This window comes from Herbihabitans rhizosphaerae (assembly GCF_004216555.1).
GTDB classification, from domain to species: Bacteria; Actinomycetota; Actinomycetes; order Mycobacteriales; family Pseudonocardiaceae; genus Herbihabitans; species Herbihabitans rhizosphaerae.
On sequence record NZ_SGWQ01000001.1, the window covers coordinates 327,299 to 341,815 of the forward strand.

Below are 14,517 nucleotides of genomic sequence, written 5' to 3' on the forward strand. Positions count from 1 at the left end.
ATTCACTTCTTCGCGTACTTGATCGACGACGCGATCAGCTCGGTGCGGTGTCCGCTCTCGGCGAGCAACTGAGCCCGGCGGGCGTTGATCGGCTCGTCGGCGATCTTGGCGTGCAGCTTGAGGATCGCGTCCAGGAGCATCTCCGGGCGCGGCGGGCAGCCGGGCAGGTAGATGTCGACCGGGACGACGTGGTCGACGCCCTGCACCACCGCGTAGTTGTTGAACATGCCACCGGAGGAGGCGCACACGCCCATCGCGAGCACCCACTTGGGCTCGGGCATCTGGTCGTAGATCTGGCGCAGGACCGGGGCCATCTTGTTGGTGACCCGGCCGGCGACGATCATCAGGTCGGCCTGCCGGGGGCTGGCCCGGAACGCCTCCATGCCGAAGCGGGCGATGTCGTAGCGCGGGCCGCCGGTGGTCATCATCTCGATGGCGCAACAAGCGAGGCCGAACGTCGCGGGCCACAGCGAATTGCGCCGGCCCCAGTTCACCAGCTTCTCCAAGCTGGCCAACATGATCCCGTTGGGGAGTTTCTCTTCGATTCCCATGATCGCCTCAGTTCCAGTCGAGTCCGCCGCGCCGCCACACGTAGGCGTAGGCGAAGCCGACCGTCGCGATGAACAGGAAGATCTCCACCAGGCCGAACAGGCCCAGAGCGTCCGCGGAGACCGCGAACGGGTAGAGGAACACCATTTCGATGTCGAACAGGATGAACAGCATCGCGGTGAGGTAGTACGCCACCGGGACGCGGCCACCGCCGATCACCGGCTGCGGCGACGGTTCGATGCCGCACTCGTAGGCCTCGGTCTTCGCGCGGTTTTTCCGCTGCGGGCCGACCATGGGGCCGAGCAGGACGGAGAAGATCGCGAACGCCGCGGCGAGCACGAACAGGATCACGATCGGCAGGTAGGAGCCGAGTTCGGACGGACCGCTCGGCGGCTGTATCGGCTGTACCGGTGACGGGGGCTGTTGCGCGAGCGCGACAGCGTTTGACCAGAGTGTCGACACCATTGCCGTCCCTTCCGCTTTCCGCCGGCACCCTATGGGGTGACAGTTCGCCACAAAGTGGTTAGGCTGTCCTAACCCGCAGGTTGCACGAGCTTGTGAAAGTCTTCACAAGCTCGCGTACGCAAGTTGTGAACGGCTTCACAAGACACGGCTGGTAAGTGTAGGGCGCCGCTCAATCCGGCGCGCCCGCACCCCGCCCCCAGTCGATCAGTGCGGTCCCTTGTCGTCCAACGCCGCCGCGACAGCGGGGTACCGCTCACGCGACATAGAGCACCTCGGCGTCGGCGAGCACGTCATTCTTGATTACCCAGTGCAGATCCTTCTTCGAGACAAGATCGATTCTGTGACCGATCAACGCCTCGAGGTCCCTCTGAATCTGCAGAAAGGCAAGGCCCTGCGCGGCGTGTGGGCCGCGAACGTAGAGCAGGTCCACATCGCTGTCGTCGACGGCGTCACCGCGCGCCGTCGAGCCGAACACCGACAGCTCCACGACGCCGTAGCGCGCACACAGGCCGGCGATCGCCGGCCTGTGTGCGCGCTACGGCTCCTCAAGTGTCACGCGACGATGATATCGATACAGCACCCGGACCACACGACAGCTTGCAAGGCGGCCTTCGACACCAGACGCCGCGTAGCTGCAGGGCGGGTTCTGGAACGGCCCCCGCGTGATTGCGCGGGAGAAGTAGCCGGCCCCCTTGCCGTCCTCGGCCAGCTGTCGCAGCTAGTTCGCCGTCACTGCAAGTCGAAATGAGGCCCACTGATCAGCCGCGATCACAATGGTGCCGCCGTGCGGATTCTTGGAGTCGCGGAAGGCCGTCCACTGCGGAGTGGTTGCCAGTTCGACGCATTCCGAGCCCTGGTTGCTGTAGCTGCTTTTGCGCCAGGTGAGGGGCAGAGTCGAGGCGCGGTCAACGGGTTTCACGCCAGCTCCTTTGCGATCTTGTGCATGAAGGACAAGGATTCGCCTGGCGTGAGACCGGAGCTGGTCAGGTGGTGGAACCTCGTTTTCAGCGTCCGAACCTGTGCCGGCTTCTCCGGGTAGACGTTACCAGCGGCGCAGTCGACGTAGCCGGTCTCGGGATCGGTCGGTTCGGCGAACTCGACCAGCGTGAAGGAGCCGCTGCTGCCGGCGTGTGCGCCGGCGTCGAACGGCAGGACCTGGATGGTCACGTTGGGCAGCTCGCTCATGGCCAACAGATGCTCGACCTGGGCGCGCATCACCGCAGGGCCGCCGACCTTGCGGCGGAGAACGGCCTCGTCGAACACCGTCCACAGCAACAGTGGCTCGGGCTTGCGGTGCAATGCCCGTTGACGGGCGATGCGCAGACCGAGCAGGCGTTCCCGTTCAGCGTTGGGCATTCCAGGGTCCTCAGCGCGAATCCACGCACGGGCGTAGTCCTCGATCTGCAACAGGCCGTGCACCACGGACGTGCCGAACACCAGCAGCGACGCGGCGGCCTCTTCGATGCTCAGGTACAGGTCGAAGTCCGCGGGGAGGATGTCGTCGAACTCTTCCCACCAGCCGTGCTGCTCGGCCAATGCTGCGAGCTTGAGCACCTTGTCTCGGACGTTCGAAGTCGCGTCGTAGGCGTCCAGGAGCGCTTGCACATCCTCGGCGTAGACGACGTTGCGGCCCGTCTCCAGGCGCGACAGCTTCGCCGTCGACACTCCAGAAGCGCGGCTTGCTTGACCATTGGTCAGGCCCGCTGCTTCACGGAGCGCCTTCAGCACGCCACCCAGGCGTCGCCGGCCCATGGTCGGAGTAACCGCTGGCATGTTGCCTCCCAGTCGTCTCGTGACCGAGCCAGTCTGCTGGTCCACCCCCTCCGTCGCTACGCCGCGAGAGTGACAGATCGACCATCTGGTTGCGATCGGGCCATCCGCGTGTAAGTTACACAGCAGTTCCACTGCAGTTGGTGGAACTCGGCAGAAGTCAACGGCTGCCGGAACCGGGTCCCGCGCGGACGTGCTGCCTCCGGGTATCCGCGCGGGACCTCAGCCACAGAAACGAATCGCCCGGGACTCACACGAGAAGCGGCGCGACTGGGCGTGCGGAGGTTGAACCCGATGAGCACGTTGATTAGCCACGCCGACGCTGTCGCGCGCTACGCCGAGCTGGCGCGTCTACCTGCTGAGTTTCGATGGGCCTGGGAGCTCCGCCCTCTCGCCCATCCCTACGGCGCGGACCTCTGGGGCAGCGCCGTGCTGGCGGGCGGTGCGGTGGTCGTGGGCATCTTCATTTACCCCAGTCACGCCAAAGCGCTCCGCCTCGACCAGCGCGGCATGCCCGAGGAAGTGACCGGGCAGCTCGCCGCCGTGGTCACGTGGGTAGCAGAGCTCCTGGCACCCGTCGTCAATCCAGAGTCCGGCAGTGAGGACTTTCCGCGTGACAGCCGGATCCGCCATGTGTGATCGCTCGGGCGGTAACCGCGAGGGGCAACTGTCGTGAGCGCGGCACCGTCCGGCAGTGTGTCCGGTTTGTGGGGGCATGCGGTGATCGATCACCGGACCCGCCACCTCCGCCAGACCTGGCCAGACGGCACCCCGATCATCGACAACGACCACGGCCAGAACCTGGGCGACTCGGTGTGCGACACCTTGCTGATCGCCAATGTCCCCGACCCGATCACCACCGCTGAACCCGACGTGTGCCACCGTTGCCACGACTGGCTGATCGCCCACTGCCGCCACCACTTCCGCGAACTCCCATAACTCTCACTCAGGGGCTCGGTCGAATACTCTGAACGAGTGACCTTGGTCGAGTAGCCGTCAGAACCTCCTGCGTCACCAGTACCATCGCCAACGGCGCGGCCACGCGATGCTTCGCTCGGCCGCGCCCTGATGTAACTGGGGCAGTCGTGAAGGAGACGGGGGCTCGGAAACCTTGATCAACAGTTGGGACAATCCGCAGTGGGAGGCCCGCCGCAAGCAGGCGGAGCAAGAGGTGCGGCAAGCGTACCTGGGGTACCAGGCTTACATGAACGGCCAAGCCCCGCCGCCGGTGTACTCCTCACCCGGCCTGGGCAAGCACGTCTTCGCAGACCTCGCCCACCTCGACCACGTCATCGGCAAGGCAGACCTCGTTGTGCAGGCGCTCAAGGGGCGTGTCCAGAATTTTCAGGTTGCGCACGACATGATCAGGCCTCCGGCGGCCGACGAGGACAGTCGGGCTCACGCGGAGGAGTTTAAAAAGGCCGCACTGCGGGGTAAGGAGCATGCACGAGGCATGCACCGCTTCGCCGAGCATCGCTTCAACCAGCTCCGGGCCGCGCGCACACAGCTTGCCGAGGTCGAGCGCGCCAATGCCGAGAAGATGCGCCGAGCCGGGCCTCGGGATGCCTGATCGCCGTGTGATCGCAGGCGCTGCGGTTGCGGCCAGTGTGTTGCTCGCCGGGTGCTCGGGCGACGGTCAGGCGACCCAGTCGTCGGCGCCGACACCCACGACGGCAGTTAGCACAGCACCGCCCCCTACATCGACGAAGCCGGCACTGCCGACGCACGGTGCTCCGAAGGTGGCTGTACCGCTGGATGCGACTCGGCTGCTAGCTGATCCGTGCGCAGCACTCTCGCCGCAAACGATACAAACACTGGATATGGCCCCAGCGGGAAAACCGGATTTGGATGGTATTGGCGGTCCCAACTGCGAGTGGGGAGGCGCGTCTCTCCGTTTGACGTTTATGAAGGTCAATGCGAATGGATTGTCCGACTACTACCGGGGTCGGCAGGCGGGAGAGTTCCCCGGGCGTTGGGACGAGACCTTCGTTGGGGGGTATCCCGGGGTATTTAAAGATGGAGGCACGCACAGCGATTCGGACGGGGCGTGCAATCTCACGATTGGTCTTTCGGACACTCTCCCAGCCCTGATTAGTCTGCTTGGCGTCAGGGGGCCGGGCAAGTGCGACGCGTCTGCTGTTCGGGTGGCTGAGGGGCTCATCTCGACGTTGAAAGGGGGCAGGTGAATGGCTGAGGACTCGCGTGGCCAGATGGCCGGTATGACCGGTGATGCGATTTACCGGAATTTTCATGAGGGCACGGGGCCGTCGTGGTTGCGACAGGCGTCCAAGGCGCTTGAGAAGATCGCCAATGATGGCACCGAGGAAGAACGTGTGATTCTGGCGCTGACGACAGAGTTGCGGACGGCGTATCAGGGGGATGCCGGCGAAGCCGCCGTTGCGGGCACGATGCCGCTGGCGACGGAGTACCAGGCCAGCGGGCTCGGTACCGGAAAGTCGCGTCGCCTGGGCAGCGACCAGGCGGGCGCGTTCGACGGGGCCAAGGCGCAGGTGGTGCCGGTGCCGCCGTTGCCGGACAAGCCGGGAGATTTCGCGGCGTTGGCCGACCCGGACAAGAAGTCGTTCCTGGATGGAATGCAGGCGCACGACGCCGCATCTCAAACGAACAAACGTGCAATGGAGAACTACTCCCTGCTCGCCCGATCCAATATGAAATTCCCAGGTGAGGGCGAGTTCGGGACGATGCTGGCACCGAGCGGCGACCTCGGTGTGACAACCATGTCGGCCGGCCCGGGAGTCGGCAGCGTGAACAGCGACGGCGCCCGGGTGGGCGGCCACCCGATCACATCGGGCACCTCAGGGACATCGGGCGTGCCGACAGACGGCAGTCCGGTGCACCTACCGACACCGGTCGGCGGCGGAGTCCCGACCGTGACACCACCATCCACGGCCCCGCCGGGTGGCCCGGTTGCCGGCGCCCCACCGGTGACCGGTGGACCAGGTGGCGGCACCGCGCCGTCGCAGCAGACACCGATACCGACCGATCCGACACAGCGCCCAGGCATACCTGTCACCGGTGGCTTGCCGCCTGGTGGCGAAGACGCCGCACGCCGTGGCGGCGGACCTGGATTGTTCGGTGTCCCCGGCACAGTGGGCACACCGGGTTCCGGTGGTGTTGGCGGCGATGGTGAGCGCACCGGCAGCCGTGGCGGAGTAGGCGGCGGGACAGGTGGGCGTGGTGGCGTGCCGCACGGCGCTGGTCCCGGAGTCGGCGCCGGCCCGCACGGTGAGCACGGACCGACGACACGCGGCGGCGGTGTGGCCGGTCGTGGTCCCGGCGGTGGGTCGCCGATGGGTGGCATGCCGATGGGCGCTGGCGGTGGACGCCGGGACGAGGACACCGAGCATGAGCGGGCGTCCTTCGTGGTCGAGCCCGATCCGCACGAGATCTTCGGCACCGATGTGGCGACCGCACCACCGACGATCGGGGTGGACGACGATGACCAGTAAGGATTGGTAGCAGCATCATGCATGACAGGGGGACATGTGGTTCTGCCCGCACGCGCGGAGATCAACGCTGATCTGTTGAATGCGATCGTTGAGGCGGAGGGGCTCGGCGAGCTGCATCTGGTGCTGCGTGACGGCCCCGATCAGGCGGTCTGGTATCCGCACTCGTATCGGGAAACGTTAGCCAGCCGGGTTCGTGAGGAATGCACCCGTCTCGGCTGGTACGACCGGCGGGGTCAACTGGAGATCGAGATTGAGGCGGCCCTGCGGGTGCTGTGCGCCGGCAGCGTGGAGTACTTCGGCTGGGTCCGCCACCCGCTCGACGAGGGCGGTGAGGCGGTCACCGGGGTCGTCGTGGCGGCGATCGCGCGGGAAGCAGTGCTCGCGATCCGCCGGGGCAACACGGTGTGGTTGTCCCAGATCAGCAACGCCAACAAACTCCCCGAACGGCTGGTCGCCCAACTCCCGCCGGTCCGCCCCGGCTCAGGTCAGCCACTGCGCGCGCCGCAACGCGACATCGCCGCCGTGCGCTCCGACGGCCGCACCCGAAACCAGGGCGGCGTCGCGCTGCGCCGCGCTGCGCCGGATGCCCGCCACATCAGGCAGATCATGGCGCTACCCAGCTTTGGCGGCGGCGAGCTGTACGGCGGCGTTCGAGACGGGCACGGAATCTACCGCCGCAGCGATCGCCCGATCCGCTACACCGACACCGACCGCGGCCGCTACCGAGCCACCATCACCGACACACCCGACGACACCTACGTCGAAGTCGCGCCCGGCAGTGATGCCGACCTGATCAACCAACTGCGTGCGGTTCAGCGCAGCCTGACCCGGTAGCCGTCACACGAGAAGGAGACGACGTGGGATTCACGGTCGAGCCGGCCGAGATTGGGGCGTTCGAGCAGCTCGTGGAGCGGCAGTACGAGCACACGTTGAAGGCGGCGCAGTATGTGTCGTTCAACTGCGATGTTCCGGGGGGTGAGAAGGGCCTGTTGAACGAGATCTGGTCATCGACCGATGAGGTCAAGAAGCAGGTGATGACCTCGGTCTCGAAGATGGGCGGACTAGCTCGAGCGAGCGCTATCGAGCTTGGTCGGACGGCTGAGTACTACCGGGGCACGGATCGTCGGGAGGCCGAGCGCCTGGATCGGACATACCCTGGCCCGTCGTTGCCGCGGCCGCCGGTATCGGTGGGTGATCGCACGATCAGGGAGGTTCGCGATCCGAGCGGGCGGTTGTCTCCGCCGGAAGCGCCGGGCGCTCTCAAGGATCCGATTCCGCAGCAGGCGATCAACGCGGTCAGCAGCTTCTTCAGTCCTGGGTATTGGACGATGGAAGTGCTGAACATGCTGCTGGGCACGAATCCGGCCCAGGAACTGGCGAACCTTGTGACCGGCGATTGGCAAGCCTTCGCACGGTGCGCCAACGCGTTCGACAAGCTCGCGAAGTTCTACGACGATGTCGCGACGAACCTCGACGGGGCAACGAGCAGGCTGCGGTACTCCTGGCAGGGACAGGCCGCCGACAACGCCTCGACCTACTTTGACGGCCTCGGCAAGACAATTCGCGAGCACAAGTCAGGTATGGAAAAGCTGCGTGACGCATACACCACGGCGGCTGAGGGCGTGTGGCAGTTCGCCGAGGCGGCCAAGAGTCTGATCTTGAAGATCTTCGACAAGGTGTTCTGGATCGTCATCGAATGGGCGGCAGCACGAATCCTTGGAAGCACCGTCGTCGGTCCCGCCGCACTCATGGCGATATCTGCGCTTCAATGCAAGGAAGTTGTCGACATGTGGAATCAGGTCGGCTCGCATCTCAGCCGCGTGCAACGCATCCTCAGAACGTTCTACGGCAACGTGTTGGCGATCATCGGAACCACAGGGAGTTTCGCTCCGCATCCGTTCCCGGCGGGCGCGTACAAACATCCAGCGACGGTGTGTTGACCATGAGCGATCCCAGTTTCGAAGCAGAAGACACCCCGGGTCTCGCGCGTCACCGACGTGAGCTGCTGAGTCGGTTGGCGGAGCAGACTGGTCAGCCCCAACTCGCGGAGATGTCCCGCGAACTCCTGGCAGGGCGGCTCACACCCACCGAGATCATCGGCCGCCACCTGTACGACGAAGCCTTCGCTGCTCATGGACGTGAGGTCGCGTCCTGGTACGAGTCGTTGTCCACCGAACAGCGGGAAGCAGAGGCCGAGCGCGCCCGCGAGCACCTGGACGGGCTCGCTCGCGATGAGGTGCAGACCCCGACCGCGGGAACGCCGTGGCGTGCGCGCCGTCAGGAGACAGACGAAGACGAGGAGGATCTCTCCCTCCGCGAAACCTGGCGACGAAAGCCGAAGAGGTAACCAATGCTCGCCCGGTTTCTCGAACGAATGCGGCCCAGAGACTACGACGAGGTCTTCTTCCATCGCAGCACCACGCTTCGCCACGAGTACTGGGCGGGATTCGTCCTGCCCGCACTCACAGTCATTTACACGATAGTCGGCCTGTGGAAGTACGGCAGCCTGACGTGGCTCCTGACGTGGCTGTGCGCACCCATCGCGATTTACGCCAACTACAGAGTCCGCACCGTCATCGACTACTTCCAAGCATTCGTCTGGCTGCTGACCCTCCTCCTGGCCACCGTCGGCGGCCTTGCCCTCCTCGCGGTACCCCTCTCCAAGATCGACTGAGGCTTGATCGTTCCAGCAATACCCGCCTCACACCCGTCAGTTTGACCGGAATCACTGGCCTCCGCTAACGACTCCACAGTATTGGTAGATGACAATTTCAGCCCCAGCCAACGTATGGCAGCGCAACCGGTGACGTCCCTCTCGATCGGAAACCAACCCGGCCACCCGGATAGTCGAACGAACCCGTTAAGACGTGCAGCCGGCGCCCTTCGTCAGGCGAAGCTCCTCGCGGAGAACGTCCAGGAATCGGCAGCCGTCGCGCTTGCTGGGCTCGACCACACCGCCCTCGTGCCATTCGTTCCACGCGTAGACGTAGACGAGATTGTCCACCTCCGGCGGGCGCGTCGAATTCGTGGCGTCCGCGCGCACGTTTCGCACCGCCTTGCGGAAATTGTCGAAACTCGCGTCCGGCATCCACCGGATCGCCTTCACGTCCGCGTTCTCGATCGGATAGCGCGGACGCTCATCGAAGTCCGACATCACACAGCGCGAATACGCACCCGGCGCGGCGGCGAAGAAATCGCGCTGCTTGTCCAGGTACTTCTGGTACGAGCGGCCCTCGACGCCCGGCCCGTCGGTCGTGCAGTACGCGGCGTTGCCACCGGCGGCCGGCACCTGCTTCGGGTCGAACCCGGCCTGGTTGATCATCACGTAAATGCTCTCGCCGAACGCCGCCTTCGCCTTGGCGCGCACGGTGTCGGCGAACCGCTTGATCTGCTCCGGCTTCCCGTCGCCGAGCCCGCGCGCGTCGCAGATGTTGAGGATCTTGCGCCCGTCGTTGGTGCGCAAGGTGTTCTCCTTGGCCAGGTACCCGGTCAGCGTGTCCGCGACCGCGTCGAACTGGCTCGTGGGGATCTTCAGGCCGTCGAACGGATGCGCGCACAGGCCGATGGTGAAGTCGATGTTGTTGGTGTTGCGCGCCTTGAAGAACGCGTCCAGCGACGCGCCGGTGACCGACGGCCGCCCGTTCTTCGAATCCCAGTACCAGTAGAAGTTGAAGAAGCTCAGCCCGGCCGAGGTGGCCTGATCGATGTGCTTCTCCAGGGTGGCCGGGTTCGAGTCGTCGTAATAGCCCATCGACGGCTCGAGATAGGAGAAGTCCTCGTTCGGCCAGTTGTCCTTGGCGTAGTGCGTGCCATTCTTGAAATCGCGCACACCGCCCCACCAGTCGCCCTCGCGGCCGTACACCTCTTTGGTGCGCTGAATGATGCGCTGGTGACCGTTGATGTTGAACATGCCGAAATAGACCGCGCCGGCGCGGAACCAGGTCGAATGCGTGAATCCCAGCCGGCCGTCGACCTTGTAGCCGGCGTTCACCAGTTCGTCCTTGCGTGACTCCAACGCGAGCCGCCACTCCTTGCCGTTGGAGAACCGCAGCAACGGCACCAGACCGGGGCCGGCCTGCGGGTAGAGGTGCGCGGCGACGCCCTCGTCCACCCAGCCCTTGCCGAGCAGCGTGTCCCGCTCGGCGGTCGACGCGGTGAACAGCCACCCCGACGCGGTGGCCGACGGCTTGAGCCGGTACATCGGCGCCGAGCCCTCGAACGGCGCGCTCGGCAGGTACCCGACCTGCCCGGCGGCCCGCTTCATCCCGTTCTGCACCGCCTTGCGCGCCTCGGCAAGGTCCACCGTGTAGAGCCGCCCGACACCACCGGCCGACACCAGCTCGACCAACGGCAGCGGCTCATTGCGTTGCACCGCCTGCCTTTCCGGCGCCTGCGGCTCGTCCTGCCCCGCCGCGGCGATCAACCCGCCCGTCAGCGCGCTCGTTCCGACCAACGCCACGGCGATCAGCGCGGCTCGACGCGCGCGCGTACCTGCTGGGAAACCCACCCGTTCCATCTCCTGTCCGCGATCAGCCACGCCGTGCCGGACAGTAGCGATGTCCGACCGGCGACCGCAGGCGAACACGCGAACCGGCTACAGCGCCCTGGTCATGAACACGCTGTGCGGATCGAGCACGTAGTCGTCGAACGGCTCGCAGTAGGTGAAACCGTGGCGCTCGTACAGTCCGCGCGCCGGCGCGTAGAAGTCGGCCGACCCGGTTTCCAGGCTCAGCCGGGTGTACCCCCTGGCCCGCGCCTCGGCGACGATGTGCCGCAGGACCAGTGACCCCACCCCGCGCTGACGGTGCGTCGGCGCGGTGCGCATCGACTTGATCTCACCGTGCGTCGCGTCCAGCTCCTTGACCGCGCCGCAGCCCGCGATCGTCTCGCCGTCGAGCACCGACCAGAACGTGACACCCGGCTCGCGCAGCCCGTCGACGTCCAGCGCGTGACTGCTGCCCGGCGGCGAGGTCGCGCGCAGCTCCGCGACGTGATCGGTCAGCAGCGCGACGATCCCCGCACCCGACAGGTCATCGAGGACCACCCGCACGTCATGCCTCCTCCGGCTTCGGACGCCTGCGCCACCACCGCAGGCCGACCAACCCAACGATAGCCAGCGCCAGCGCACCGCCGGCGATCCAGATGACCGGAGCCCAGTCGAACGGCGTCGCGATCCTGCCGGGCTGGACAACCACCTTCACCTGGTTGCGCTGCGCGTCGATGTAGTAGAGGTCGCCGTGCCGGTCGAGGGTGAGTTCGCCGGACGTGCTCGGGTAGCTGCCGGACGGCGGAATGTTCGCGACCGTGATGATCGTGCCGTCCGCGTCCACCCGCCGGATTCCCTCGTCGGTTGCGATGTAGACGTTCCCGGCGCTGTCGACGGCCACGTCGGCAGGGCTGTCCAGCCAGGCGTCGGTCGCGTCGCCGCCGTCCCCGTTGTCCTCATCCTCGTCCCGCTGCTCGCCCGATCCGGCCACCGCGGTCTGAACTCCCGCGGCGTCCACCCGGTAGACCCGGGCACTGTCAGCGAGGTAGAACCGCTCCTCGGCGTCGACGGCGATGCCACGCACAAGACCGGTGTGAACGGTGGCGAGCGTGCCGTCGTGCTCGAGCCGGTAGACGCCCTTCGCGCCGGCGACGTAAAGCCGCCCGTTGGGGCTCACGGCCAGGTCGGCGATTCTGCCGAAGCTGGCGAGCGTCGCCGGTTTCCCGGGCTCGACCAACTCGGGCTCGCCCTTATTGCCCGGCCCGCCCCCGGCGACCAGGTATGGCTGTCCGCCACCCGGATCGACCCGGGTGACCCCGCCGGTCGTGGATGCCAGATACCGCGCGCCGTCCGGAGCCACCGCGATGTCGGACGCACCGACCGTCGGCTCGTGCGCAGAGACAAGGGTGCCGTTCGTCTCCGTCGTGTAGATCCCGGTCGTCTGGTCACCGATCAGCAGGCGCCCGTCGTGATCGACGGCGACGCTGGTCGGAGTCAGGCCGGCTTCGGTCGCGGGCCTTCCGGTGAAGCCCCAACCCGGGGCGGCCCTCCTGAGGAGGGTGGCCGTCGTGGTGATCGTGCCGTGATCGATCGCGCGGATCCGGTCACCCGGCAACGTGATCACGTGGAGCACGCCCTTGGCGTCGACATCGACCGCCTGCGGCTCGCGCAACCCGGACGCCGCGGCCGGGCCGCCGTCGCCGGAGTCCGCCCGCTGCCCGGTGCCGGCCACGGTCGTGATCACACCCGCGGGGTTCACGGCGCGCACGCGGGCGTTGTAGGTGTCGCCGATGTAAAGCGTGCCGTCCGGCCCGACGGCGATGTCGTGCGGGTTGTTCAACTCGGCCTTCACCGCCGGGCCGCCGTCACCGCCGAAGCCGGCCTCCTTCTCGTCGTGGTAGCTGTTGCCGGCGACGGTGCGCACGATTCCTCGCGGGTCGACCATCCGCACGGCCGGCCAGTTGCCCCTGCTGTCGCCGTCGAGGACGTACACCGATCCGTCGCGGCCGACCGCCACGGCGCGCGGCGCGTAGAAGTCCGACTCGGCCGCCCGATGCCCGTCGGCTTCGTTCATCCACCGCTCACCCGCACCCGCGAACGAGCTGATCATCCCGTTCGGATCCACCTTGCTGACCCGCGAGTTCTCAGCCTCCGCGATGTACAGCGAGCCGTCCGGGCCGACAGCGACATCGCGCGGAGTCACGGTCGCCGCGATCGCCGGTCCGCCGTCGCCCCGCACGGTGATCTTCTCGCCGAAATAGCCGCCCTTGCCGCCGGCCCCACCGTTGCCGGCGACCGTGCTGATCACGCCGGTCGGGTCGACCTTGCGCAGCCGCTTGTTGCCGGTGTCGGCGATGTACACGCTGCCGTCCGGCCCGACGGCGAGCCCACGCGGTGAGCTCAGCTGAGCCCGCGCCGCGTCGCCGCCGTCACCGCGAAAGCCCGGCTCCCCGGCCCCGGCGAACACCGAACTGGTCCCGTCCGGCGCCACCTTCATGACACGATGCGCGCCCGTGTCGACGTAGTACCGCGCGCCGTCCGGCGAGACCGCGATCCGCAGTCCCTGATCGGGTTGCCGGGGTTGGAGATTGGTGCGTTCCTCCTGTCCGGAGCCGGCGATCGTGTGCACGGTGCCGGGCGCGTCCTGCGGGAACCGGGCGGGGTAGGTGGCCTGCCTGGCCGGTGCCGTCGGCAGGTTCTCGCGCACCAGTTTCCGCACGCGTGCCCCCTCGCGGAGGTAGATCTCTCCGTTCGGACCGGCCGCGAGGTGCGTCACGGCGGAGGCATTCGGCAGAGCCGGCGCGATGGTGCCGATCACGCCGTCGGCGCCGATCACGCGCACCACCCCGTTGCCGCGGTCGAGCAGATAGACGTTGTCCTTCGCGTCGACCGCCACGGCCCCCAGTTCCGCGGACACCCGCGCCTTGACGGCCGGGCCACCGTCTCCGGAGAACCCGGCCTGCCCGCCTCCGGCGACGGTGTGCAGGATGCCGGCAGAGTCGATCTTGTACAGGCTGGCCGCCTGATCACGTTTGTAGGTCTCCCTGGAGGAGACGACGTACACCGTGCCGCGGGAGTCCACGGCCATGTTCGGGCTCAGTCGCGCCTCGGTCGCCGGTTTCCCGTTCGCGTCCTGCCCCTCGAGCCGGCCGCCACCACCGATCCTGGTGAGCTTGCCGGCCGGGTCGATCTTGAAGATCAGGTTGTCGCCGTTGACGTAGGTGTTGCCGGCGTCGTCGACCGCGATGCCGTTCGGTATCGCGTCAGTCACCTCGCGGAACGCGGCCAGCGCGGTGGAGACGCCGTCCCGCCCGAGCCGTCGGACGGTCCTCGTACCGGCGACGTACAGCGTGCCGTCCTTGGCCGCGGTGACCGCCATCGGCCCGTCACTCGGGCTGAACTTCATGCCGTTCACCGTGGGGCTGTCGTTGGCCGGCGACCGGAGCGCACGGGAGCCCGGCACGGTGTCGATCACGCCTTGCGCGTTGACCGCGCGGATCCGGCGGACGTCCTCGTCGACCAGGTACAGCGTGCCGTCCGGACCGACGGTGATCGCACCCTTCCCGTTGATCCGCGCCTCGGTGGCACGCTGGCCGTCGCCGGAGTAGCCGTCCTCACCGGTGCCGGCCACGGTGACCGTCCGGGTGATCACCGGCGTCGCCTGCGCGGCGGCCGGCGAGGTGATCACGAGCGGGACGGCGAGTGCTCCGGCAGTGATCGCCCCGAGTAGTCGAGCGGCGGTTCGTGGCATTGGTCCCCCTGGTCGTCCGAGCGATT

The 14,517-nt window shown here is 67.0% G+C and carries 17 protein-coding genes; 9 read left to right on the forward strand and 8 right to left on the reverse strand.

Annotated elements, in window-relative coordinates; translation table 11 throughout:
- Positions 1-2: 2 nt before the first annotated feature.
- The 5 genes from EV193_RS01715 to EV193_RS01735 form a co-directional block, all read right to left on the reverse strand.
- The gene (locus EV193_RS01715; protein ID WP_130342147.1) at positions 3-551 is read right to left on the reverse strand and encodes a NuoB/complex I 20 kDa subunit family protein; all 549 of its coding nucleotides are present in this window, start codon (positions 549-551) and stop codon (positions 3-5) included.
- Positions 552-558: 7 nt separating this feature from the next.
- Positions 559-1,014 carry an NADH-quinone oxidoreductase subunit A gene (locus EV193_RS01720; RefSeq protein ID WP_130342148.1) on the reverse strand — a complete coding sequence of 152 codons (456 nt, stop codon included), beginning with the start codon at positions 1,012-1,014 and terminating at the stop codon, positions 559-561.
- 253 nt (positions 1,015-1,267) lie between these two features.
- Positions 1,268-1,531 (reverse strand): nucleotidyltransferase domain-containing protein, encoded by a 264-nt coding sequence (locus EV193_RS01725; protein WP_130342149.1) that lies wholly within the window; start codon positions 1,529-1,531, stop codon positions 1,268-1,270.
- A 201-nt stretch (positions 1,532-1,732) separates the two neighbouring features.
- A complete protein-coding gene (locus EV193_RS01730; RefSeq protein ID WP_130342150.1) occupies positions 1,733-1,933 on the reverse strand; it encodes a DUF397 domain-containing protein in 201 nt (66 codons plus the stop codon).
- Positions 1,930-2,742: a helix-turn-helix domain-containing protein gene (locus EV193_RS01735; RefSeq protein WP_165401173.1), complete on the reverse strand. Its 813-nt coding sequence runs from the start codon at positions 2,740-2,742 to the stop codon at positions 1,930-1,932. Before EV193_RS01735 ends, EV193_RS01730 begins: the two co-directional genes overlap by 4 nt.
- Before the next feature lie 336 nt (positions 2,743-3,078).
- Here EV193_RS01735 and EV193_RS01740 point away from each other — a divergent pair, with 336 nt between their 5' ends.
- The 9 genes from EV193_RS01740 to EV193_RS01775 all read left to right on the forward strand — a co-directional run bounded on the left by EV193_RS01740 (position 3,079) and on the right by EV193_RS01775 (position 8,928).
- Positions 3,079-3,423 carry a hypothetical protein gene (locus tag EV193_RS01740; RefSeq protein ID WP_130342152.1) on the forward strand — a complete coding sequence of 115 codons (345 nt, stop codon included), beginning with the start codon at positions 3,079-3,081 and terminating at the stop codon, positions 3,421-3,423.
- A 33-nt stretch (positions 3,424-3,456) separates the two neighbouring features.
- Positions 3,457-3,723, forward strand: a complete 267-nt coding sequence (locus tag EV193_RS01745) for a hypothetical protein (RefSeq protein WP_130342153.1) — start codon at positions 3,457-3,459, stop codon at positions 3,721-3,723.
- A 172-nt stretch (positions 3,724-3,895) separates the two neighbouring features.
- Complete coding sequence (locus tag EV193_RS33040) at positions 3,896-4,354, forward strand: hypothetical protein (RefSeq protein ID WP_165401174.1); 459 nt, start codon at positions 3,896-3,898, stop codon at positions 4,352-4,354.
- On the forward strand, positions 4,347-4,970 hold the full coding sequence (locus EV193_RS34675; RefSeq protein ID WP_423202121.1) for a DUF3558 family protein: 624 nt from the start codon (positions 4,347-4,349) through the stop codon (positions 4,968-4,970). Before EV193_RS33040 ends, EV193_RS34675 begins: the two co-directional genes overlap by 8 nt.
- Positions 4,971-6,254 carry a hypothetical protein gene (locus EV193_RS01755; protein WP_130342155.1) on the forward strand — a complete coding sequence of 428 codons (1,284 nt, stop codon included), beginning with the start codon at positions 4,971-4,973 and terminating at the stop codon, positions 6,252-6,254. It begins immediately after the preceding gene.
- A gap of 36 nt (positions 6,255-6,290) precedes the next feature.
- Positions 6,291-7,088 (forward strand): ESX secretion-associated protein EspG, encoded by a 798-nt coding sequence (locus EV193_RS01760; protein ID WP_165401176.1) that lies wholly within the window; start codon positions 6,291-6,293, stop codon positions 7,086-7,088.
- A gap of 23 nt (positions 7,089-7,111) precedes the next feature.
- Positions 7,112-8,194, forward strand: coding sequence for a WXG100 family type VII secretion target (locus EV193_RS01765; protein WP_130342157.1), 1,083 nt, complete (start codon positions 7,112-7,114; stop codon positions 8,192-8,194).
- Between the two features lie 2 nt (positions 8,195-8,196).
- The gene (locus tag EV193_RS01770) at positions 8,197-8,601 is read left to right on the forward strand and encodes a hypothetical protein (RefSeq protein ID WP_165401177.1); all 405 of its coding nucleotides are present in this window, start codon (positions 8,197-8,199) and stop codon (positions 8,599-8,601) included.
- A gap of 3 nt (positions 8,602-8,604) precedes the next feature.
- The gene (locus tag EV193_RS01775) at positions 8,605-8,928 is read left to right on the forward strand and encodes a hypothetical protein (RefSeq protein WP_130342159.1); all 324 of its coding nucleotides are present in this window, start codon (positions 8,605-8,607) and stop codon (positions 8,926-8,928) included.
- A 186-nt stretch (positions 8,929-9,114) separates the two neighbouring features.
- Here the strand turns inward: EV193_RS01775 and EV193_RS01780 are convergent, their stop codons facing one another.
- From EV193_RS01780 to EV193_RS01790, 3 genes are read right to left on the reverse strand one after another with little or no spacing between them, the layout of a single operon-like run.
- Positions 9,115-10,791, reverse strand: coding sequence for a glycoside hydrolase family 99-like domain-containing protein (locus EV193_RS01780; RefSeq protein ID WP_130342160.1), 1,677 nt, complete (start codon positions 10,789-10,791; stop codon positions 9,115-9,117).
- 57 nt (positions 10,792-10,848) lie between these two features.
- Complete coding sequence (locus tag EV193_RS01785; protein WP_130342161.1) at positions 10,849-11,304, reverse strand: GNAT family N-acetyltransferase; 456 nt, start codon at positions 11,302-11,304, stop codon at positions 10,849-10,851.
- A gap of 1 nt (position 11,305) precedes the next feature.
- Positions 11,306-14,491, reverse strand: a complete 3,186-nt coding sequence (locus EV193_RS01790) for an NHL domain-containing protein (protein ID WP_130342162.1) — start codon at positions 14,489-14,491, stop codon at positions 11,306-11,308.
- Positions 14,492-14,517 lie beyond the last annotated feature (26 nt).